Raw genomic sequence first — 22,145 nt, 5'->3', positions numbered from 1 at the left:
CGGCAACTAGTAGTGGAGAATATGTGGAATCTAGTAAATAGTAAATACGTTTTTTTTGTGAATAAGGAGGCAGGATATGTTAGCAGAAATTCAGGGTAAGATCAGCCAGACTGGCTCAAATTTATCAGATCGTTTGGAAGATAATTTGACTGGAAATGTATTCGGAGCTTTGCGCTACATTCCATTTTCGATTGGGTTTGGTGAAGTAATTGCAAATGGTGTTTATCCGAAATCAATTGGTTTAGACATACGGAGTATTCATCAGGACTTCTGGGCAGATAAAATAAACTTTTGGCCGTATGATCGTGAGGGTGAGATTGATGCCTTGATTGAATTCGAGGATTTGATTATGGGGATTGAGGTTAAGTATAAAAGTGGGCTTTCTTCAGATGATGAGGTCTCGAATAATATAGATAAGCAAAATGAGGCAGACATTCATAATAGTATTAATCAGTTAGCCAGGGAATCACGGATCATTGCCCGAAAAGGTAAACATAAAAATAAGCTCTTACTTTTTATTGCGGACAGAAGATCATGTAAAGAAGTGTACGAAGATATAATAGCCCGAGACATCATAGAAAATGATGTGGTCTTAGGCTATATCTCGTGGCAAGAGATCTTGCTCCAATTAAAGAATTTGCAGCTAACTAATCCATTTCATCAAATTGTTGTTCAAGACATTATCTCACTTCTAACGAGGAAGGGCTTTGAAGATTTTACAACCATGGATATTAAGCTTTGTGAACCGATCAATGATCAGGATTATTTCAAATTTGATATACAAAGTACCGTAAGCATCAGCTTTGAAGCAAATTTAGCGATAAGTGAGGGATTTTATTATGAGTTCAGTAGATAATGTTCGAAAAGCTTTTCATGTCGTCTATCATACATACGAAAATATTCATAAATTAATGGATTATTGTAAAACGGTGGCTGGCGAGCAAAGTGGTTATGTAAGTGTTGTAGATAAATTTTTACGATATAAATCAGATAATGATTTTTCAGGTTGGTTTATTCAGAACTTTATTATCTTATTCCAAAATAAAAACGATATCGTATTAGAAAATGAATGGCGGGATGGTCCGCTGTATGTAATGGAACTTGAACTGTATGATGCAGAATTGGAGTCAGAAGAAAGAAAAGAACTTCCACGTATTCGCTTATCAAAGTTTGAATACGAAAATATGCAAAATTGGGCAAGTGGCTGCTCACCTGCAAACCATTGGAGATTTTATTATCCATTGCGTAATCGCGATATCATGGACATTAAAAAAGATGGAGACACGTTATCCATTACCCCAATCGATCAGGAAGCCAGCAACCGGTATTATTGGGGTGTCAAAAAAATTACTAGCAAATCGATTCCACTTATTGGTTTGAATGCTGATAACGTCGTTGAAAAAGTGTTTAAGACGTTTGATAGTTTATAAGTTTTTTATATTTATATTCCGAGAGCAGAGCAATTACTTACTATCGATATACTGTGATAAAGCCTAGTAATAGATTTAAGGAATTGTATGGTGAAGAGTAACGTGTTGCCGTGTGGATGTGTACGCAAAATTAAAAAGGCTCAATGACTTGATACTGCAGATTCCTATATGTTTGGTATAAGAATACTAGACTCGCTTGAAAGAGCGCATAATGATAGATTTATGACGATGGTACAATCATTGAGCTGATCGTTTGGATAGATGTGTGAAGTTAGTCCTTTTAAATATTTGGAGGTAACATGGAATCTATATTAGAATTTTCGCTTGGCGTTTATGTTGTAATAGGAATTATCTTCTTTTTATTTTTAAAAATGATTTTTCGGTTTTCATCAAGTATATCCTTTTACATTGCAGTTGTACTTACAATGTTATTGTTAGAATTCCCTTGGGTCATCCTTACAATTGGATTCATTTGTTCCTTTATGGTGAAAAAGAGGAAAAGCAAATATATGACTGTAGGTCTCACTATTCTGTTGTTTGCAACTGGTTATCTATTGTCTTATGAGAAAGATAAAGTAGTAAAGCAAGATTCTCTTGAAGGTGTACTTGATAGTGTAAGGAAAATGGAGTCTTTAGAAAAAGAAGATAAAAATGAAGGCCAAACCAATAAAGAAGAGGAAGCACAAGTAGTTAATCAAGCAGATGTACCAAATGAAAGCAATCAAAGTGTAGAAACTGAAATAAGAGAAGAAGATAACTTAACTGATATAGTGGAGGTTGAAAAATCAGAAAGTAAAAGTGAAGCTAATGAAAATGCTGTGGATGAAGAAAGCCCATATTCTTATGAAGAAGTTGTCTATGAAGATGGAAGCTCTTATAAAGGGAACTTTGTGAATGGAGTATACCACGGGTATGGAATGCTTATTTGGGCAGATGGAACGAAATACGATGGTGATTTTGCAAATGGCTACTTCCATGGAGAAGGCACTCTTACATGGCCTGATGGAATGATATATAAAGGTGAGTTTCGAAATGATTTACAGAATGGTTACGGCGAAATGTTCTGGCCAGACGGAACAATGTTCAAAGGTACCTTTATAGATGGTAATTACACAGAAAATGGGGAGTGGGTGTATCCGGAATGATTCCACTTGATAATATAGATACGGAATGAAAATTCTGGTTACAGACCTTTATTAAATTTCCCCCACCCATTCTTTCTATTAGGGCGGGGGAATGGTCCGTTTTTTCAGTCTTAACGCTAGAATTATTGATTTTGAATGCTGTTAATAGCTTGAATAGCAGCCTTTGTTAGGTCACGGTCATCGCAACCGATGCCGATTAAATATCCGTGCCTGTCACTCCCCGAATAATCTTGTTTCATAGAATTGTTCCACAAGATTTCACCGATAAAGCGGATGTCTAGCACCTCAAGCAGTTGGCAGTTTAATAGGAACAGGATAAGGGGAAGAAAATAGTTTAAAGCTATTATTTTCCCTTTTTTCTTAATAAATAATAGGAAGTTTTCAAACAGATGGCTTATTACAAAGATATACATCTGGACCTGAAGCTGTTTACTTTGGACAAGCTTAATTTTTACTAATCGACAAACTTTGTGAAGTAGCAGGCACGGGAAAGAATTATTTAATAGAAAAATGTTAAATATTGGTGAACATAGAGGGATATTAATAAAATTCCCGAATATTGTAAAAAGGGAGGTGATTATTAATGGCATATAAACCAGGAGAAAGACCTAATGATTCTGGACAATACAAAGAAGTTGGTCCAAGAGGTGGAAAAGTTAGTAATACCGAAATTACTGGTATTCAAAATAAACCCCTTCCCCCAACTTCAAAACCAGGTAATAAATGGGAGATGGTTGATAAAACAAAACACAAAAGGTAATCTTTCTATTGCAACATATACCCGACAAAGAAGATTGATAGGTTGTTAGGGAGCTAAACAGTGATAGAATAAATTCCCGTGCCTGTGGTCAAGCCGCCGAAAAATAGACATTTAAAAATTCGACACTTAGGATGCATTTTGGTAATCTAAGTAATACATTTTAGGAGAAACGAATCCCATTCTTTTTTGGATTCGTTTTTCATTATAATAACGAATATATTTCTTTAAATTATGTTGAAAGGATTCGATTGGGCAGTTGGGATAGAAACAAGGGAATTCCGTTTTTAACTGCGATAAAAAGCTTTCAATAACAGCGTTATCCCAACAGTTTGCCTTTCGTGACAACTTGGTACGAAGTGTAGCTCCTTACTTAGATTATGATACATGTGGGATCTGTAAACACTTCCTTGGTCGCTATGGATCAGAACACCCTCCAATGTATCCAATTTTCTCTTTTTCTGTGCTGCCTTGATGGTGGCTTTTATCAATTCCTTATTAGGGCTTAAACCCATTTCAAAGGCAATCACTTCACGGTTAAATAAATCCATAACTGCAGAAATATACAACTTTTCCTGCCCCATCAAAACCTCAGTCATATCCGTTACCCATTTTTGATTGGGATGAACGGCGTCAAAATCCCGATCTAATAGATTCTTATAGACATAGCCTGCAGATTGTTCCTTCGTTTCATGAGTAGTTTTTGGTTGCCTTACCTTTGCTTTCAAATTGGTCTCATTCATGAGTCGCGCTACTTTTTTATGGTTTATTATGATGTCTTCGGCTTTTAAAGCTCGTGATATTCTTTTGGCTCCATACGTACCCTTGTGGAGGAAATATATCCTTTTTATCTGTTTTAAATCTTGGCGTTCTTCTCCAGATGCTTGGCGCTTAGGACGTTTAAGAAAAGCAAATAAATACTTGAAGAAACCCCAAGAATACGGCATAAAAGATTGACTGGATAATCCTTTCTCAAATAAGAAATAGCTTCGAATTTCTTGCTTATTCGTTCCCCTTGAGAAAGGCCTGGAACTTTTTTGGGATTTCGCTCTCCATCTCTTTTTCTTTTAATTCCTTCTCTAACTCACGGATTCGCTTAATGTCCTTGGACTGAGAAGGCTGCGAAATAGAGCGTGGGTTTACAAGTCCCTTCTCACCATTATCCTTAAAAGTGTTTACCCACCGATTCACTGTATCCCGATGTAAATCTAGTTCGCTTGCAACCTCAGCCACGGACCTTTTATTTTCCAGCACTTGACGCACTGCATCCAACTTAACTTCGACACCACTATGGGATGCTTGTTTTTTTCTCATGTAATTTTCTCCCCTAATAAACTCAAATATGTCGTATCTTCATCATACTCTATGTGTCTATTATAAGGGGGTCAACCACTCCCCGAGTTTTGTCGAAGATTGATAGAATAGTATTTTTGATGCAAATTCTGATTTCCCATTTAAAATAGTTTAAAGAAAATAAATGGGCAACTCCTCTTTATACCTTCAGAGGAGCATTTTTATTTTATTCCTTAACTTTCATTAGTGATTTTTTTGGATAAGGTGCTCGACTCAGGTAAACTTCCTATTGTATTCCTAATTGTATCTCACTTTATTTTGGTGTTTAGTTGGCGTGTAGTAATTATAGAAAAAAAGAATATTGCTAATAAATATATTTGGTAGAATGTTAAAATTTATTAGACAATTATATAAACATATGATAGAATTTTCCTATCTAATCGATTAGATAAGGAAAAATCCTTAAGTGAAGTTAATTAATTCTTGCTATTAGACAAGAATAGTGTTTTGGAGGGAAGAAATGAAAGCGCTATTAAAAACAAAAAAAGGGTCGAATGGTGTCGAGTTGTTGGAGATTGAGGAACCTCGTGTTCAAAGTCATGAATTAAAAGTAAAAATTCATGCAGCAGGTATTTGTGGCACAGACATGCATATCATCCATGATGAGTATTCCTGTAACTACCCCGTTATAATGGGTCACGAATACTCAGGCACTGTTGTGGAAATTGGCAGTGAAGTAACCAATTTTGAAGTAGGCGACAGGATTGTTTCATTAACAGCGGCAGTGAAATGTGAAGAATGCACGTATTGCCGTTCCGGTCTATATATGTTATGCGAAAAGAGGTTATCAATCGGTTCGGGAGTAAATGGTGCCTTTGCTGAATTGATGGTCATCCCCGAGAAAATTGCTTACAAAATTCCAGACAATGTTTCACTTGATGAAGCGGCCCTAACGGAGCCATTAGCATGCATGGTTAGGTGTGTTATTGAAAGAGGAACCGTTAAGGCAGGCGATTATGTACTAGTTTCTGGTCCAGGGGCAATCGGACTTCTCACGATGCAGGTTGCTACAGCGAGTGGAGGTAACGTTATTGTAATCGGTACTTCTCAGGACAAAGAAAGGCTGAATTTGGCCACTGAGTTAGGTGCCTTTGCAACAATCGTCATAGATGAGGAGGATGTCCAGAAAAGGATTTCAGAGATTACTAGAAACGTTGGAGTCGATGTTGCGTTTGAATGTGCGGGTGTGGGACCGTCTGCCAATAATTGTTTGAAATTATTGAAGAAGACAGGGCTATTTGTCCAAGTGGGATTATATGGGAAAAAAGTTGAAATCGATATGGATTTAGCTTTAACCAAAGAAATCAATATAACGAATGGGTTTGCTTCAGAGCCTACATCATGGGAACGTGCTCTAAGGCTTTTGGAGATGAAACAAGTGAATGTTGCCCCATTGATTTCAACAAAATTGCCTTTACATGAATGGGAAAATGCGATTGGAATGGTCGATAACAAAGAAGCTTTTAAAGTCTTATTTGTTCCAAATGGAAATTGACTTTATGTTGTATCTAATCGTTTAGATAACTATATCCATTCTAGAATCTGAACTCCCAAAACATTATTATGATAGTTTTTGAGATTTCTACGAAGCAATGACAAGTCTAAGGTTTGAAGGGTATTGGTATGAAAGAGACTCATGTAACAATAAAGGATATTGCGAAAAAGGCAGAGGTTTCAGTGGCCACTGTTTCATATGTGATTAACAATACGAGGTATGTTAGTCCGGAAAAAATAGAACGCGTCAATCAAGCAATTAAAGATTTAAACTATGTGCCGAATGCTGTGGCTCGCGGTCTTCGTTTTCGGCAAAGTAAAATTATAGGACTTACCATTACCGACATAACCAACCCTTTTTATCCGGAACTTGCCAAGGCTTGTGAAACCGAAGCTTTAATCAATGGATACACGCTCATCTTGATTAATACCAATGATGATCGAGAGAGAACTGCGATCGCTACGTCTTATTTAAGAGAAGGAAGAATTGATGGACTCATCATTACCACTGCATTAGAACATGATAGGTCGATCATAGAAAAGATGATTGAAGAAAATTACCCTATTGTGTTAGTACATAGGACATTGGATAACATTCAAGTAGACACTGTCTTATCGGACAATGCTTACGGTTCTTCCCGAGCTACTAAACACCTGATTGATCTTGGCCATAGACGTATATGTTTTATGGGTGGAGTTGACGGGTCTACAGTCGGTAATGAGCGTGTTATGGTATTTCAACAAACTATGAGAGAACATGGATTACCCGTAATGGAGGAATGGAATCTAAGAGGCGAGGTTGGTTATAAAAAGAGTTATGAAGATACCAAAAGATTAATGAATCTTTCCAACGACGTAAGACCTACTGCGATTATTAATATATCTGACATTGGAGCACTTGGTGTAATCGATGCTGCGCTTGAAATGGGAATGAGAATTCCTGAGGATCTAGCAGTAATTGGATTTGACGATGTTTTTATAACATCCACTAAAATGGTCGGATTAACCACTGTTCATATTCCCAGTTATGAACTTGGCCGTGTCGGTACAAAAATTCTAATCGATAGAATTAATAAGAAGGAATTAAACCACTATCAAAACGTTACTTTACCAGTAAAGCTAATGGTAAGAGGAACGTGTGGATATAGGAATCAAAAGGGAAATAAAATGTAAGACCTTACGATTAGGTTTAGGATCATAAAGTTTTTCTTTTTCTACAAGTGTATGTATCCGCTTTCACGTAAGGGCGGACTCTTATACTGTAAATAATATACACATGAATAAGGAGGATTAGTATGAAGAAAAAATGGAATCACTTGAGAAAAGTCAGCTTATCAATTGCTGCTGTGGTGGGGTTAAGTACTGTATTAGCGGCTTGCAGTGGAGGAACGAAGGAGAGCGCGACCGATACTAAAGACAGCTCAACTGGAAAGCAAGCCCAAACGATTCGATTGGTAGCCGCCAATCATCCATGGACAGAAGCTATCAAGCCTCTACTTCCTGAATTTGAAAAAGAAACGGGTATTAAGGTGAAAGTGGATAGCTACTTTGAAGACCAACTTTCTCAAAAGACTTCAGTCGAATTTGCTGCTAATGCAAAAAGTATCGATGTTGTAATGTTCCGTCCACTTCAAGATGGAAAGCAGTTTGAGAAGAATGGCTATTTTTCTTCTTTAAATGAGTACGTTTCAAAAGAAAAAGGCTCTACTGATGATTTTGTTCCTTCTGCTTTAGGTAGTGTGAAAAAAGGAGACAATCTTTACGGGTTTCCGGTCGTGACTGAATCTACTGTTTTATACTATCGTAAAGACATATTAGATAAAGCAGGACTTCAGCCTCCAACGACGTTGGATGAATTGAAAGAACAGGCGAAGCAATTGAGCGACCCTGATAACGGATTGTATGGGTTTGTAGCTCGTGGGAAACGATCCCCAGCTGTTACACAATTTTCAAGTTTCCTATACAGCCATGGTGCTGATTTCATGAAAGATGGAAAAGCTACTTTGAATACGCCTGAGGCAATGGAAGCTTTTGCTTATTATGGAGGTATGCTAAAGAACTACGGCCCCCCTGGAACATTAAACATGAGCTGGCCTGAAGCAATGGCGGTCTTTACACAAGGAAAAGCAGTGTTCTATACGGATGCATCTGCACTCTATACGAATGCAACCGATCCTTCGAAATCAAGTGTAGCAGATAAAGTTGGATTTGCACCGTTCCCTGCTGGTCCTGGAGGAAACCATGTGGCAGCTCCTCCTGCTTGGGCAATTGGAATTGGAGCAAATTCTGAACAGAAAGATGCCGCTTGGGAATTCGTGAAGTGGGCAACAAGCAAGGATATTGTTTTAGCACTTCAAAAAACTGGAATTACAGGGGCTCTTACATCTGTATGGGATTCACCAGAAGGAACGGAGAAATTCCCTAAAGATCTTACAGAGGCTATTGTGACAAACAACAAATATGGAATACCGTATGACCGCCCTGCTATTGTCAATGTGGGTGCTGCAAGGGATGCAATTGGTGACGTAATAAATGCTGCAATCGAAGGTAAGGATGTAGAAGCTGCAGCTAAAAAAGCTAATCAAACCTTCCAAGAAATTCTGGATAAGGAATAAGTAAAACAAGGAAAATGACTCTCTGTAGAAAGTCGTTTTCCTTTAACTAAATTTTGGTTTCAAGGAAAGGAGATGACAACATGTCATATTGGTTCGATAAACATGTTAAATGGATCTACCCGTTACCGGCAGTCCTGTTTGTTGCCCTGATGATGGTATTTCCCATTGGTTATACTTTCTGGCTTAGTTTCAATGAATGGAGCATGTCAAATGTAGACCCGCCATTATGGGTGGCTTTCGAAAATTATAAAGGTCTTTTTGAAGATGAATTGTTTCGTCAGGCACTTTGGACTACTTTTTATTTTACAGTTGTTGCTGTTGCTGTACAGACTGTGCTTGGGATCCTCCTTGCGCTAATGATGAATGCACATTTTATTGGTAAAGGAATTGTGAAAACCCTCTTCCTTCTTCCCATGGTCGCAACACCAGTAGCGGTCGGTCTAGTTTGGGTTTTAATTTACGAACCCAATGTAGGTGTTGCCAATATCTTTTTACAAGCCTTGGGTTTGCCGGTGCAGGAATGGCTGGCATCGCCTGACCTTGTTCTCCCATCCTTGATCATCATCGATGTGTGGGAATGGACTCCGATGATCGCTCTTATTATCCTTGCCGGGCTCGTTTCACTGCCAAAGGATCCCTATGAAGCAGCAATTGTGGATGGTGCTAATCGCTTTCAGATATTTTGGAAGATCACGTTGCCGCTATTGAAACCAACGATATATTCAGCTGTCTTGCTTCGTTTGATTGATGCCTTGAAGACATTCGATATTATTTATGCAACAACTCAGGGGGGGCCAGGAACCTCTTCGCAGACACTAAATATTTATGGGTATGTATTAGGTTTTCAATATTTCCAACTTGGGAAAGCCTCGGCACTGTTAATGGTGTTCTTTGCCATCGTCCTTGCCCTTAGCATTCTAGTGATTTACTTGCGTAAAAAGGCGGGTGTTTCTGTATGATAACGCGAAAGAATAATAGGATAAAAACGATTTTTATGAGTTTAGTAGTGTATTTGATTCTGTTTATCTTTATAGCACCTTTCCTTTGGATGGTCTTGGCTTCGTTTAAGACCCAGGAACAGATTCTAAATACGTCTAATCTCTTAGCTATAACGCCAAGTTTTTCTAACTACGTAAATGTATTTACTCAATACGAATTTTTGGGTTTTATTGGGAATTCCCTTCTGGTAGCCGTGGCGTCTACATTTTTAGGTCTATTGTTAGGATTACCTGCTGCCTATTCCATAGCAAAATATAAACAGAATGGTCTTGGATTGTTGATTCTCGTTGCTCGTATTGTTCCAGGTATATCCTTTTTGATTCCTTGGTTCATTATCTTTTCAAAACTCGAGCTTATTGATACATATACAGCTTTGACTCTCAGTCATGTGCTTGTAACCATGCCATTTATTATTTGGATTATGATCCCGTTCTTCGAAAACTTGCCAGGGGAATTAGAGGAATCAGCAAGAATAGACGGTTGTACTACTACTGGCGCATTAATTCGGATTATATTGCCAATTTCAGGTCCTGGGATTATCACGTCCTCTATACTAGCCTTTATCTTTTCATGGAACAATTTCATGTTCTCTCTGATCCTAGCAGGTGAAAAGACCAAAACACTACCAATTGCCATCTTTAATTTCCTTTCCTATTCGGAAATCAACTGGGGAGGTTTAATGGCTGCGTCCGTTATTATCACATTACCTGTTCTGATTATTGCCCTTTTCATGCAGCGCTACATTATTGCGGGTATGACCGGTGGAGCTGTTAAAGGCTAAGGTGGGAGTTTTGCTCGTTCGTATATCTTAAATGTTAACGTAAGATTCTAAACAAATTATCATAATGTTTATTCTAAAGGAGGAAGGAAGCGTGACTGGAGTAATCGCAAAGGTAGAAAGGCTGAAAAATTATATTAACGGTGAATGGGTTGAAAGCAAAGCAACAAAATTTGTAGATGTCTACAACCCTGCTACTAAAGAAGTAATTGCACAAGTTCCTCTTTCCACAAAAGAAGATGTTGATTATGCAGTCGAAGTTGCTGCAAAGGCATTTGAAAGCTGGAAAGAGGTTCCAGTCCAAAAGCGTGCGAGAATCTTATTTAATTTCCAACAATTATTGCAACAAAATAAAACGGAGTTAGCTCGAATAATCACGATAGAAAATGGTAAGAACCTTACGGAAGCATTAGGTGAAGTTGGGCGAGGAATTGAGAATGTAGAATTTGCTGCCGGTGCACCTACACTAATGATGGGTGATTCACTTACTACTATTGCATCAGATGTAGAGGCAACAAATTACCGGTACCCAATTGGTGTTGTTGGCGGGATTACCCCATTTAATTTTCCAATGATGGTTCCTTGCTGGATGTTCCCAATGGCCATCGCAGTCGGAAATTCATTTGTTCTTAAACCATCTGAAAGAACCCCCTTGTTAACTCAAAAATTGGCTGAACTATTAGAACAAGCTGGTCTTCCTAAAGGGGTCTTTAATATTGTTCACGGTGCACATGACGTCGTTAACGGACTTTTAGACCACCCAAATGTTAAAGCTATTTCATTCGTTGGTTCTAAACCAGTTGGCGAATATGTATACAAACGCGGAAGTGAAAACTTAAAACGTGTTCAAGCCTTAACCGGAGCAAAAAACCACTCCATTGTTTTGAGTGATGCAGATTTAGAACTTGCTACTACAAACGTGATTGCGTCAGCCTTTGGTTCTGCTGGTGAACGTTGTATGGCTTGCTCTGTTGTAACAGTGGAAGAAGGGATTGCAGATGCCTTTCTTGAGAAATTAGTTGAAAAAGCAAAAGATGTGAAAATTGGTAATGGTCTAGAAGATGAAATTTTCTTAGGTCCAGTGATTCGAGAAGAAAATCAAAAACGTACATTAGGCTATATTCAAAAAGGGATTGACGAAGGTGCGAAATTAATATGTGATGGCCGTGAAAATGCACCTGATAATGGATATTTTGTTGGACCAACTATTTTCGATGGTGTAACAACAAATATGACCATATGGAAAGATGAAATTTTTGCTCCTGTATTATCCATTGTTCGTGTCAGAAATATAAAAGAAGCTGTTGAAACAGCAAATCGTTCAGAATTTGCAAATGGTGCATGTATCTATACATCAAACGCTTCAGCCATTCGTTACTTCCGTGAAAATATCGATGCGGGTATGCTTGGCATTAACTTAGGCGTTCCAGCTCCAATGGCGTTCTTCCCATTTTCTGGATGGAAATCTTCCTTCTATGGAACATTACCTGCAAATGGAAAAGATAGTGTTGAATTCTATACACGTAAAAAAGTCGTGACTGCCTTCTATAAAGCGCCAACATTTGAATAGAAAAAAGACTATTATTCTTTTAAATTCATCTAGAAATGGCAAGTATGTGTATTTATTAAATGGGATGGAAGGACTTATCGTAAAGAAACATCTCATGATTGAATTTAGAATCGTACATAAAGTGAAAGGAGCTGCAAGAAAAATGAAGGTGGAATTTCATTCAGATAGAGAATTTGATTTAATTGCAATCGGTCGAGCTTGTATAGACCTAAACTCTGTTGAATATAACTGTCCAATGGAAGAGACGATGACATTCAAAAAATACGTAGGTGGTTCACCGGCAAATATTGCAATTGGAACATCAAAATTAGGGTTAAAATCAGGGTTTATCGGTAAATTGGCTGATGATCAGCACGGACGTTTTATTGAACAGTATTTGCGTAGAGTCGGAGTAGATACATCCCATATGGTAGTTGATCAAGAAGGTCATAAAACGGGATTAGCTTTTACTGAGATTAAGAGTCCTGAAGAATGTAGTATTTTAATGTACCGCGATGAAGTAGCTGACCTTTATTTAGACCCATCCGAAGTGAGTGAAGATTATATTGAAAAGGCTAAAGTTCTGCTTGTATCAGGTACTGCTTTGGCAAAAAGTCCTTCACGCGAAGCGGTGTTAAAATCCATTCGCTTAGCAAAGAAAAATGATGTAAAGGTTATTTTTGAATTAGACTATCGCGGATATACGTGGGTATCAACTCAAGAAGCATCTGTGTATTATTCATTAGTTGCTGAGCAATCAGATGTTGTTGTAGGTACGCGTGATGAATTCGATATATTGGAAAATCTTAAAGACGGCAACAACGAGGCGACGGTTAACCATTTATTCAAACATTCCCCACAGTTAATCGTTATTAAACATGGTGTAGAAGGATCTTATGCGTATACCAAATCTGGAGAAACATTTAGAGGACATGCATACTTAACAAAAGTATTAAAAACGTTTGGCGCAGGTGACTCTTATGCTTCTGCTTTCTTATACGCGTTAATTACGGGTAAGGATATTGAAACAGCATTAAAATATGGCAGTGCATCAGCAGCTATTGTGGTCAGCAAACATAGTTCTTCAGAAGCCATGCCAACATTAGATGAAATTGAGCAATTTATATCCGAAAGAACTAAAGATATCGGTGTCACTACCCGATTGATGTAGAAGATTGATAGGATAATAGGTGCTTCTAGGTTCAGTATTATGGTGGAAGTTCGCCAAATAACCATACACCCTTATCTACCAGTAGATAGGGGTGTATGTGATTGTTTCTAAATCCGTGCCTGTGGTTAAGCCCCCAAAAAATAGACATCAATAAATTCGACATTTATGATGCATTTTGGTAATTTAAAAAATATATTTTAGGATAAACGAATCCCATTCTATGCTGGATTCGTTTTTCGTTGTAATAGCGAATATATCTATGGGCTATTTGTCCTAAAGGACAAACATTTAGAAGGACCCAGCGATCAATTAGGAGCATTGTATTTTCAATCGAAATTTCAAGTGCTTTTCATCGACAATAAATCCTCATGAAAACAGGCAAAAATCGTTTTTCAAAAGGTTTTGCACCACTTTTAATCAAACGATTAATTAGTGTGATAACTTGTTGTTATTTGAGAGAACTTGTATTTTGCTAGTTTATATTGTTAGTTTTTAGGTATTTTCTAAGAATCACATTTTTTATACGACAATTTATTCTTTTGAAAACAGGTAAAAATCCGTTTGCTAAAAGGGCTTATTAAAATTTAATCAAACGATTAATTAGTTGAATTTGTTTTAATCAATCGTTTGATTGGAATAGCTATAAATGTTACTACATCAAGGTTTAATCCTCTTTTGTTGGAAGGGTCTTGTCGGATAGAGGATCTAGAAAAAAAGGTGGAAAGTATTCCTAATTTGGTTTGGCTGGTATAGAAAAGGATGCAAAGGAAGGGGTTTCTCGCACCTCACGGTGCAAGAAACCCCTTCCTATTGCTACGCTTCTTTTCTTTTAGGGTACTTTGTCTGTCACGTATACAAAAAAAGTAATTACACGATACGTGCACGCAAAGTTATACAGGTTCAGTTTGTGTATTTACGAGAAATAAATTTCTTTCTTTTCCCAAAAGGGATTGCATCACTTTTAATCAAACGATTGGGAAGGTTGTCCAGTTTCAGTGCGATAATGGCTATGTTCTTCCCTTTAAGATATCGGTGCCTGTGGTCAAGCCCCCGAAAAGTAGACATTTAAAAATTCGACACTTAGACTGCATTTTGGTAATCTAAGTAATACATTTTAGGAGAAACGAATCCCATTCTTTTTTGGATTCGTTTTTCATTATAATAACGAATATATATCTTTAAATTATGTTGAAAGGATTCGATTGGGCAGTTGGGATAGAAACAAGGGAATTCCGTTTTTAACTGCGAAAAAAAGCTTTCAATAACAGTAATATCGGTGCCTGTCACTCCCCGATATATGTCAAGATTTGTAGAATAATGGATTCGAAGAGTTATAGTTTGAATTGGTAGCAGGATAATAATGCTATGCAGATGCTTCAGAATCGTAGCTAGACGTCATAATCGTCATGGATTCCCCAAGTTATTCGTGTTAACGAGATCAAAACTACAAATTTGTTGAGGCCTATTATTTAGGGACAGGAACTGGTTAAAGTGTATTAGAAATGGTCACAGCTTTGAACAGGCTCTGGTTTGAACGTTCCATATTCGAATTGTAGATTTAGGAGTTTGCTAAAATTCCCGTGCCTGTGGTCAAGCCCCCGAAAAGTAGGCATTAGTAAATTCGACATTTATGATGCATTTTGGTAATTTAAATCATACATTTTAGGAGAAACGAATCCCATTCTATGTTGGATTCGTTTTTCGTTGTAGTAGCGAATATATTTCTTTGAATTTTGTTGAAAAGAATCGGGTGGACAATTGGGATAAAAACAAGGAAATTCCGTTTTTAACTGCGAAAAAAGGCTCTCAATAACAGCGTTATCCCAACAGTTTGCCTTTCGTGAACTGGGTAGGAAGTGGAGCTCCTTACTTAGATTGCGATACATGTGAGATCTGCGGAGTGCCATGGGGACGGTTCTGATGGCATTTCTATTGGTGGTATTAGGAAATAGAGATGGATACCTACCTATTAACTGAAGCAATGTGCATAAATGAAACTAGAATACAGTCAAATATGGTCGGTTCTTATAGGGGTCAATCGGAGGTTTTACGCGAAAAAAAGGCACAACTAGTGGTTCCGCTAGTTGTACCTTTTTTTCTACCTTATGAGTAAAGTCTAATCGCAAAATTTTTGATTACCCGAGAAGATGTAAGCTGCTAATAGTAATTTTCCAACTGCCATTTTATTTTCCCTCTATCTTTTAAAGCCTACATGTATTGGTGTGATGAATGTATTTGTCATTTCGTTTAAAACTTTTCTATGACATATTGGCCTGTTATATGGTCTGCACGTAAGATATAACCACCATATATATGACCACCATATGGATCTCCCTCGAAGGAGTACACCTTACGGAATCTAAAGATGATTTCCAGTGGGTCTGCAACAAAGTCCGAGTTTTTTGCAATATACTCCATTAAAGCATCCATTTTTCCATCATTCAAAACAGGAGCCTCGATTGTATAAGTATCAATCCAGCCATAATCACCATCTCCAGCGACAGCATCTGTTTGCATAAGTTCCCCCATCAAGGCGATCACGGTTTGATCAGAATTAATCGCTATGTGCGGACTGCTCCAGTGAAGACCTCGTATTGGGGCTAAAGGATCTGAACTTGGAGTTTCAACCGCATACATCGGATTGGTTTTGTCTACCTTTGCTGTGTTATATGTACTATTCGTTTCAGCTTCTAGAGTTGCTATGTACTCCTTTAACTCTTGTGATTCTTGATTTGCTTTTGCGATCTCTCCATTTGCCTTTTCTAATTCTGCAATAGCAGTGTCATAGTCTACTTGCAAGGAAGTTAATTGAGATTGAAGAGTGGCCGTTTGAGTTTCCAACTCTGTGATTTTAGCTTGCAAGCTTGTAATTTGAGCTTCCAATTCTGGAATTCTCACATTTTCAGCTGTTAGTTTCTCCAGTTCCAATTGAAGAGTTTCTTTTTCGGCCGTCAATGTAGCGATAGTATTCTCTAATTCTCCTATTCTCCCTTTTTGATGGTCGATTTGACCATTCTTTCCAGAAACGGTTGAGTTCAAGAAGGAAATATCGCCTGCCAAGTTTCCAACTTTTTCTTTCATGGACTCTGCATACCCTTTTACGGCTGATAGATTTTCACTTCCATTCCAAATAAGAGCCCCAACAGTCAAAGCACTTGTTACGGATGCAGCAACAACCAGATTACTAATAACTCCCACTTTCATATCCCCCTAAATATTGAATTGTATGAAAAGAATTACACGTATTCCTCTATGGGAACATATAATCTCCTATATTGTTCATTGTATATCTCCGAAATCTGATTCACAATTTTTAAGATTTTATACCTCTCATCTCTCTTTCTTTCGAGTATACCATTTGTTGCACATTAGAGTGATTATATAGATAGACTTATTTATTTGGACAAGTGCCGTTACAAAGCTTGTACCTCTTCATACACTGGTTTGTGAAGATGAATGAAATCATTTTCACATAATTTGATTGGAGATGATACTTAATGGCAAAATTACCCTTTTTAATTCTTGCAATTAATGAATGTAATGGGGAATCAATTACTATAGATGGTACGATTAACATTTTATTTAAGCAAAATACTACTCCCTCTGGAAATTTTCATGTAACAGTTCATTCAAATATTCATGGACAGGGAACAGGTGATCAAGGAAACTTGTATGTTGTTAATGAAACAAGTAATGACCATTTTACTACTAATAACCAACAATTTGAAAATACATTTAATTTATCAATTCGTGTCATATCCAAGGGAACCGCACCCAATTTTTTATTACATGCACAAATCCATCTAACTGTTAATGCCAACGGAGATGTAACAGCAACAATCAGCGTATTTGATACAGAATGTAGAGGATGAACACCAGCTATACCCTATATCAATCCCCCTCTTCATACTTACAGTTGGGCATCCCTTTTGCAATATTTAAAAACTGCTGGTTTAGTTGTTGCGGTGAACCGTACCATAAGTAAAAGAGGTTTTTCTGAGAAATAAAACAGCACCTTCTTCAAATAGTAGGAAGGTGCTGTTTTTGTCTCTAAATTGTATCACTAAAATTAGTGAAGGAATCAAGCCTGCTTTACAAGGAACGGTCAGTGCGGTCATCAGAGGATGGGTATAAACTCTTAAAGCTGTTCCTAGAGGATAAAGACCGCGAGTATTTCATTGTCGTTTCACTGGACACAAAGAACCACCAATTTTCAGAAGATGGAACAAAGCCATACCAGTTATTTATTCGGTAGTTGGAACCCTAGGCACTTCAGGTATCTCTATTCGTATTTTTACTGGAGGAGAATGAACCTCCATCATTTGCTCAATAAATAGATTGAAATGACGGAGTTTATTTAAATAGTTCGAATATTCAACCTACTAGAACAGCATTATATTCTTCCTTGCTTTGAAGGATACTTTTTGCATAGGTACATACTGGAACAATATATTATTTTCTTCCCTTGCATATTCTGCCATTCTATCGACCAATTTTTTTCCTAATCCCTTGCCGTTGTGGCCCTTGTAAACAATAGTATGGGATACAATGATTAAATCTCTGACAAGATTAATTTACAACGTAAATGTAATAGTTTGATTTTAATATATGCATAATACCTATACAACAAACTTTAAAATTGAAGCTGGTGTACAACAAGGAGCTATGTAAATGAACAAGACAGATTTAAAAATAGCTGTATCAGGTGATGTTAGTACAAATGTATTAACCTGGAAAACGTTTAAAAAAAACGCTAAGGGATTTAGGTGGGAAAATTCCCCATATGTTCACAGCATTACGAAAGAGGGAGGAGCATTACTATTATCAAAATTTGTAAGCTTAGCCTGTGAGGATGCAGTAATTTCACCCAAAATAGCAGATACAATATGTGAATTACCAGAAGGACTCCTGCAGTCATCTTCCAAGCTGGAACTATTTTCTTTAACAGGAAAAGAAAATGATTCTAAGGTCTACCGGATAAAGAAGTTTCTGGGCTATTCCGGGCCGTTTTCTGGTAAACCTATGTTACTTCCTATTGTAAATGATGATGAACAGGCAGATATGGTGATTATACATGATGAGGACAATGGGTTTCATTCAGATGAAGAGTATTGGCCATTGGCTTTAAAATCTCCAAACAGTGCTCCCCTTGTGATCTATAAAGTGAATCATCCAACTAGTGAAAGTAGGCTATGGAACCATATCAAGAAATACAAGATGGAAAATACCATTGTCGTTATTGATGCAGATGACTTTCGAGCACAGGGGGTAAATATCAGTAAAAGTCTTTCATGGGAAAGAACGGCTATTGATTTTGCCTGGCAGATCAACAATAATCCGAATATCGCTTTCCTTGCCCATTGTTACCACTTAATCATTCATTTTGGATTGGAAGGCGCTATCTATTATCAGGAAAATACTCAGATTAAATCCCAATTATTCTTTCTTCCTTATGCATTTGAAGGTGATTTTATAAAAGAAAATCAGGGAAACATGTATGGTCTTTCCTCCTGTTTTGTGGCAGGACTTGCAGGCAGTATTGCATCAGGGCTAAAAAATAATGATGAACTAAGTAAGTCCATTAGCGAAGGTATTCGAAGCGGAATGGTAGCGGCACAAAAATATTTTATAAATGGTTTTGGTGAAAGTATTGGGGATAATGATTTTCCTAATGCAGATATATTTATGGAAAAGGACAATGATTTTATTTATAAAGAACATGTACAAGATGTAAATATACGTTCTACTACTCCCAATTGCCGCAGCTGCTGGTACATCATAAAAGACAAAACTTCTATTAATTTAGCGGAGATTTCGTACAATATCGTGAAGTACGGAGAAAAAAGTGCACTGAAATTTATTCCAATTGCCCAATTCGGCCAATTAAAGACGGTCGATCGAGCTGAGATTGAGGCATATAGAAGCATTAAAAACCTTATCACAGAGTATGTTTCTGCTAAAAATGTCATGAGACCTCTTTCTATTGCTGTTTTTGGTACTCCTGGATCGGGTAAGTCATTTGGTGTTACAGAAGTAGCTTCAAGTATTGCACCTAAACTGATTGAAAAATTAGATTTTAATTTATCCCAATTTCAGAGCTTATCAGACTTAACGAATGCATTGCACAGGGTAAGGGACGTTTCTTTAATGGGCAAAATACCACTTGTCTTTTTTGATGAATTTGATACCGCTTTCAATGGGAAACTTGGCTGGTTAAAGTATTTTCTAGCCCCCATGCAGGATGGGGTATTTAGAGTAGGAGATACGGTTCATCCAATTGGAAAAGCTATTTTTGTATTTGCTGGAGGAACAAGCAGTACATATAGGCAATTTTGTGGTGAGGACATTGAAGATGGGACTGAATACAAACCATTTTTAAAGGAATTTAAAGACGCTAAAGGCCCCGATTTTATTAGCCGTTTAAGGGGATATGTCAATATTTTGGGACCTAATCAGACAGATGAAAAGTGGGATCTATTATTTATCGTTCGCAGAGCAATGTTATTACGTTCTCTTATTGAAAGAAAAACACCAGATTTGCTAGATGGCACGGGTGTTGCACAAATCGATAATGGCGTCTTAAGAGCATTATTAAAAATTCCAAGGTATAAGCATGAATCAAGATCAATGGAAGCCATACTCGAGATGAGTAGATTAACAAATGCTCACAAATGGGAACAATCTCTTTTACCTTCTAAGGAACAGCTAAGACTTCATGTGGATGAAGAACAATTTTATCGCCATTTAATGTATGATTCTTTTTTTAGTGAGAAAATAGAAAGCATTGCAGCTGCTCTATGTCATAAGCGTGCATCATTATGTGAAAATGATCGTAAAGCTAAACTAGTTGATGGAAAAACATGGAATGATATCAATGAGGAAGTAAAAAAATATATCCACAGTCAGGTAAGACATATTCCGGGAGCTCTTACTAAGATCAATTATGAATTAATATCTGTGAATGAACAACCTGAGAATGTGGAATTTACAGATAATGAAGTAGAGATTTTAGCAGAATATGAACATAAGAAGTTTTCTCTTGAAAAGAAGGAATCTGGATGGAGATATGGAAGAGAGTTTGATGAAGATAAAAAGACCGACCCAATGCTAGTTTCCTGGGGCAGTTTAGATAAGATTTATCAGAAACATATCATAGAAAGTATTAAAGAATGGCCAGAAATACTTGCAAAAGCAAATTTTAAAATCGAAAAATTAAACTTTATCTGTTACTGTGAAGCTCAAATGAAACTCCGTAATAACACAGACATTTAGGTAGGCAGAGAGAAAGAAAAGTGCTAAAAACCCAACATCTGTTTTAGGGTATCACATACCAGTGTGATTTAACTTGCTGGTAACTTGCAGAATAGACTTTAATAAAGACCAAAAGCCAGTATATATAAGGTGAAATGACTGTGATTTAACTTGCTGGTAACTTGCAGAATAGAGATTTACAAAGACCAAAAGACCAGTATGTATAGATGAAATAGCTGTGATTTATCCTTGCTGATAACTTGCAGAAAGAGTAAAACTGGTGTTATGACTCACAATAAGATTTATTATTTAGCAAAATAATTTTGTAGTAAAACCCGTATGGATTATATTGAATCTACGGGTTTTTTTCATGTATGCCAAGTTCATTATGAATAGATTTTTAATAAACGAATATTCTTTGCTTAAGGGAGACCATATACCAAAAGAGGATTTGCACGATACGTTCACGCTGTTGAGTGACGGAAATTCAAGAGTTTTTCCTCGACAAAAACTTTTCTTGAAAACAGGCAAAAGCCCGTTTTCCAAAAGGATTTGCACCACTTTTAATCAAACGATTAGTTGGTATTGTTACTTGTTCTTATTTGTAAGAACTTGTATTCTGCTAGTTTCTATTGTCAGTTTTGAAGATAATTCTTAAGAATCATAACTTTTATCCGACAATTAATTCTCTTGAAAATAGGAAAAAATCCTTTTGCTTAAAGGGCTTATACGTAATTTAATCAAACGATTAAATAGTTGAATTGGTTTTAACCAATCGTTTGATTAGAATAGCTATAAATGCTGCCACACCTAAGTATAATCCTCCTTTGTAGAAAGGATATTGTCGAGAAGAGGCTCTAGTGAAAAGTGTGTGGAATTCCAAAAAATAGATGCCTAGCATTGTTTAGCCTTTTGATTTTCTCTTTTTGTGTTTGGAACTTTCAACAGGTATGATGAAAAAGAACAGAGATAAATTTTATCGTGTATTAGAGGCTACTTGACGTTTACTTATCAATGATATATAAAATCATGTATAAAAAATACAAATGTCGGTGGGATCCCCAATATATGACCTTACGGTTCTTTCATTATGTTTCTTGACAAGAAGCTTTCGTAAAAGAAAAACACAGCAGCTTTTGGTATAGTATAACTAACCAAAAACTACCAAATAGAAGAAGTGCCTCCTACTATGATATCGAATAATAACCCATGACCCAAATAATCAACTAACACAGGATTTAAAATCTGGCTCGGATTAATAAGCATGCAATACACTTACTTGATGCGGGATTAAAAAAGAATTTGGTTTTTCGTGCGGTTACCTATTTTTAAAGAGTAGCTTCCATTTTTGTGAAACAGATTTAGACTAAGACTTAATCTTATTTCTGCAGGTAAAACATTACGAGGGGGGGAAGAGAATGAATTGGAAACTATTTTTTGCAAGTAACTTAACATTTGGAAGAAAGCTTGCTAGGCTCCATCACGTGAATGCGATATTTTTTCTTATATTAGGCGTAACGGGGTTAGTTTTGTTTTCTAGCTATTATCGCTCCGTCTTTCCAACGTCCCGTATTTGGGTCAAAGACACACATATATGGATAGG

21 protein-coding genes and 2 pseudogenes are annotated in these 22,145 nt (G+C 36.9%); 15 read left to right on the top strand and 8 right to left on the bottom strand.

Annotated features, from left to right (window positions below):
- The first annotated feature begins 76 nt into the window (after nucleotides 1-76).
- The 3 genes from J2Y03_RS22850 to J2Y03_RS22840 all read left to right on the top strand — a co-directional run bounded on the left by J2Y03_RS22850 (nucleotide 77) and on the right by J2Y03_RS22840 (nucleotide 2,575).
- A complete protein-coding gene (locus tag J2Y03_RS22850) occupies nucleotides 77-856 on the top strand; it encodes a hypothetical protein (protein ID WP_310198731.1) in 780 nt (259 codons plus the stop codon).
- The gene (locus J2Y03_RS22845) at nucleotides 840-1,430 is read left to right on the top strand and encodes a hypothetical protein (protein ID WP_310198727.1); all 591 of its coding nucleotides are present in this window, start codon (nucleotides 840-842) and stop codon (nucleotides 1,428-1,430) included. Before J2Y03_RS22850 ends, J2Y03_RS22845 begins: the two co-directional genes overlap by 17 nt.
- 299 nt (nucleotides 1,431-1,729) lie before the next feature.
- On the top strand, nucleotides 1,730-2,575 hold the full coding sequence (locus J2Y03_RS22840) for a hypothetical protein (protein ID WP_310198725.1): 846 nt from the start codon (nucleotides 1,730-1,732) through the stop codon (nucleotides 2,573-2,575).
- Nucleotides 2,576-2,697: 122 nt separating this feature from the next.
- Here J2Y03_RS22840 and J2Y03_RS22835 read toward each other — a convergent pair whose 3' ends face one another.
- Complete coding sequence (locus J2Y03_RS22835) at nucleotides 2,698-2,988, bottom strand: hypothetical protein (RefSeq protein WP_310198721.1); 291 nt, start codon at nucleotides 2,986-2,988, stop codon at nucleotides 2,698-2,700.
- Between the two features lie 170 nt (nucleotides 2,989-3,158).
- On the opposite strand from J2Y03_RS22835, the gene J2Y03_RS22830 reads away from it, so the two are divergent.
- Nucleotides 3,159-3,335 carry a hypothetical protein gene (locus J2Y03_RS22830; protein ID WP_310198718.1) on the top strand — a complete coding sequence of 59 codons (177 nt, stop codon included), beginning with the start codon at nucleotides 3,159-3,161 and terminating at the stop codon, nucleotides 3,333-3,335.
- Between the two features lie 126 nt (nucleotides 3,336-3,461).
- On the opposite strand, the gene J2Y03_RS29005 is transcribed toward J2Y03_RS22830, so the two are convergent.
- The 3 genes from J2Y03_RS29005 to J2Y03_RS22820 are packed head-to-tail and all read right to left on the bottom strand — an operon-like array spanning nucleotide 3,462 to nucleotide 4,646.
- Nucleotides 3,462-3,680 (bottom strand): IS3 family transposase, encoded by a 219-nt coding sequence (locus J2Y03_RS29005; protein ID WP_396954252.1) that lies wholly within the window; start codon nucleotides 3,678-3,680, stop codon nucleotides 3,462-3,464.
- Complete coding sequence (locus tag J2Y03_RS22825) at nucleotides 3,620-4,279, bottom strand: IS3 family transposase (RefSeq protein ID WP_310198715.1); 660 nt, start codon at nucleotides 4,277-4,279, stop codon at nucleotides 3,620-3,622. The genes J2Y03_RS29005 and J2Y03_RS22825 overlap by 61 nt, the downstream gene beginning before the upstream one ends.
- A gap of 55 nt (nucleotides 4,280-4,334) precedes the next feature.
- Nucleotides 4,335-4,646 carry a helix-turn-helix domain-containing protein gene (locus J2Y03_RS22820; RefSeq protein WP_310198712.1) on the bottom strand — a complete coding sequence of 104 codons (312 nt, stop codon included), beginning with the start codon at nucleotides 4,644-4,646 and terminating at the stop codon, nucleotides 4,335-4,337.
- A gap of 499 nt (nucleotides 4,647-5,145) precedes the next feature.
- Here J2Y03_RS22820 and J2Y03_RS22815 point away from each other — a divergent pair, with 499 nt between their 5' ends.
- From J2Y03_RS22815 to iolC, 7 genes are all read left to right on the top strand, one after another.
- Nucleotides 5,146-6,180: a zinc-binding dehydrogenase gene (locus tag J2Y03_RS22815; RefSeq protein ID WP_310198709.1), complete on the top strand. Its 1,035-nt coding sequence runs from the start codon at nucleotides 5,146-5,148 to the stop codon at nucleotides 6,178-6,180.
- Between the two features lie 128 nt (nucleotides 6,181-6,308).
- Entirely contained in the window at nucleotides 6,309-7,352 is a 1,044-nt protein-coding gene (locus J2Y03_RS22810) for a LacI family DNA-binding transcriptional regulator (RefSeq protein WP_310198706.1), read from the top strand.
- Nucleotides 7,353-7,474: 122 nt separating this feature from the next.
- Nucleotides 7,475-8,794: an ABC transporter substrate-binding protein gene (locus J2Y03_RS22805; RefSeq protein WP_310198703.1), complete on the top strand. Its 1,320-nt coding sequence runs from the start codon at nucleotides 7,475-7,477 to the stop codon at nucleotides 8,792-8,794.
- An 80-nt stretch (nucleotides 8,795-8,874) separates the two neighbouring features.
- The gene (locus J2Y03_RS22800) at nucleotides 8,875-9,753 is read left to right on the top strand and encodes a carbohydrate ABC transporter permease (protein ID WP_310198700.1); all 879 of its coding nucleotides are present in this window, start codon (nucleotides 8,875-8,877) and stop codon (nucleotides 9,751-9,753) included.
- Nucleotides 9,750-10,574 (top strand): carbohydrate ABC transporter permease, encoded by an 825-nt coding sequence (locus J2Y03_RS22795; RefSeq protein WP_310198696.1) that lies wholly within the window; start codon nucleotides 9,750-9,752, stop codon nucleotides 10,572-10,574. Before J2Y03_RS22800 ends, J2Y03_RS22795 begins: the two co-directional genes overlap by 4 nt.
- Before the next feature lie 103 nt (nucleotides 10,575-10,677).
- Nucleotides 10,678-12,141, top strand: a complete 1,464-nt coding sequence (locus J2Y03_RS22790; protein WP_310198999.1) for a CoA-acylating methylmalonate-semialdehyde dehydrogenase — start codon at nucleotides 10,678-10,680, stop codon at nucleotides 12,139-12,141.
- A gap of 142 nt (nucleotides 12,142-12,283) precedes the next feature.
- Nucleotides 12,284-13,291, top strand: a complete 1,008-nt coding sequence (gene iolC, locus J2Y03_RS22785; protein ID WP_310198997.1) for a 5-dehydro-2-deoxygluconokinase — start codon at nucleotides 12,284-12,286, stop codon at nucleotides 13,289-13,291.
- Between the two features lie 1,080 nt (nucleotides 13,292-14,371).
- Here iolC and J2Y03_RS29000 read toward each other — a convergent pair.
- From J2Y03_RS29000 to J2Y03_RS22780, 3 genes are all read right to left on the bottom strand, one after another.
- Nucleotides 14,372-14,578 carry an IS3 family transposase gene (locus tag J2Y03_RS29000; RefSeq protein WP_396954251.1) on the bottom strand — a complete coding sequence of 69 codons (207 nt, stop codon included), beginning with the start codon at nucleotides 14,576-14,578 and terminating at the stop codon, nucleotides 14,372-14,374.
- A 341-nt stretch (nucleotides 14,579-14,919) separates the two neighbouring features.
- Nucleotides 14,920-15,177, bottom strand: coding sequence for an IS3 family transposase (locus J2Y03_RS28995; protein ID WP_396954250.1), 258 nt, complete (start codon nucleotides 15,175-15,177; stop codon nucleotides 14,920-14,922).
- Between the two features lie 361 nt (nucleotides 15,178-15,538).
- The gene (locus tag J2Y03_RS22780) at nucleotides 15,539-16,489 is read right to left on the bottom strand and encodes a hypothetical protein (protein ID WP_310198692.1); all 951 of its coding nucleotides are present in this window, start codon (nucleotides 16,487-16,489) and stop codon (nucleotides 15,539-15,541) included.
- A 299-nt stretch (nucleotides 16,490-16,788) separates the two neighbouring features.
- On the opposite strand from J2Y03_RS22780, the gene J2Y03_RS22775 reads away from it, so the two are divergent.
- Nucleotides 16,789-17,163 carry a hypothetical protein gene (locus J2Y03_RS22775; protein ID WP_310198689.1) on the top strand — a complete coding sequence of 125 codons (375 nt, stop codon included), beginning with the start codon at nucleotides 16,789-16,791 and terminating at the stop codon, nucleotides 17,161-17,163.
- A gap of 182 nt (nucleotides 17,164-17,345) precedes the next feature.
- Nucleotides 17,346-17,495: pseudogene (locus J2Y03_RS22770) on the top strand (DNA repair protein RadC); the annotation flags it as partial.
- Nucleotides 17,496-17,673: 178 nt separating this feature from the next.
- On the opposite strand, the gene J2Y03_RS28990 reads toward J2Y03_RS22770, so the two are convergent.
- Nucleotides 17,674-17,841, bottom strand: coding sequence for a GNAT family N-acetyltransferase (locus J2Y03_RS28990; RefSeq protein ID WP_396954255.1), 168 nt, complete (start codon nucleotides 17,839-17,841; stop codon nucleotides 17,674-17,676).
- A gap of 121 nt (nucleotides 17,842-17,962) precedes the next feature.
- Here J2Y03_RS28990 and J2Y03_RS22765 point away from each other — a divergent pair, with 121 nt between their 5' ends.
- Together J2Y03_RS22765 and J2Y03_RS22760 are read left to right on the top strand one after the other, a co-directional pair.
- Nucleotides 17,963-20,563 (top strand): RyR domain-containing protein, encoded by a 2,601-nt coding sequence (locus J2Y03_RS22765; protein ID WP_310198687.1) that lies wholly within the window; start codon nucleotides 17,963-17,965, stop codon nucleotides 20,561-20,563.
- A 1,397-nt stretch (nucleotides 20,564-21,960) separates the two neighbouring features.
- Nucleotides 21,961-22,145: pseudogene (locus tag J2Y03_RS22760) on the top strand (molybdopterin-dependent oxidoreductase); the annotation flags it as partial.

Origin of the sequence: Neobacillus niacini, from assembly GCF_031457145.1 — a bacterium.
GTDB classification, from domain to species: Bacteria; Bacillota; Bacilli; order Bacillales; family Cytobacillaceae; genus Neobacillus; species Neobacillus niacini_J.
Note: the sequence above shows the minus strand (reverse complement) of the source record. Positions and strands in the feature narration are given on the sequence as shown.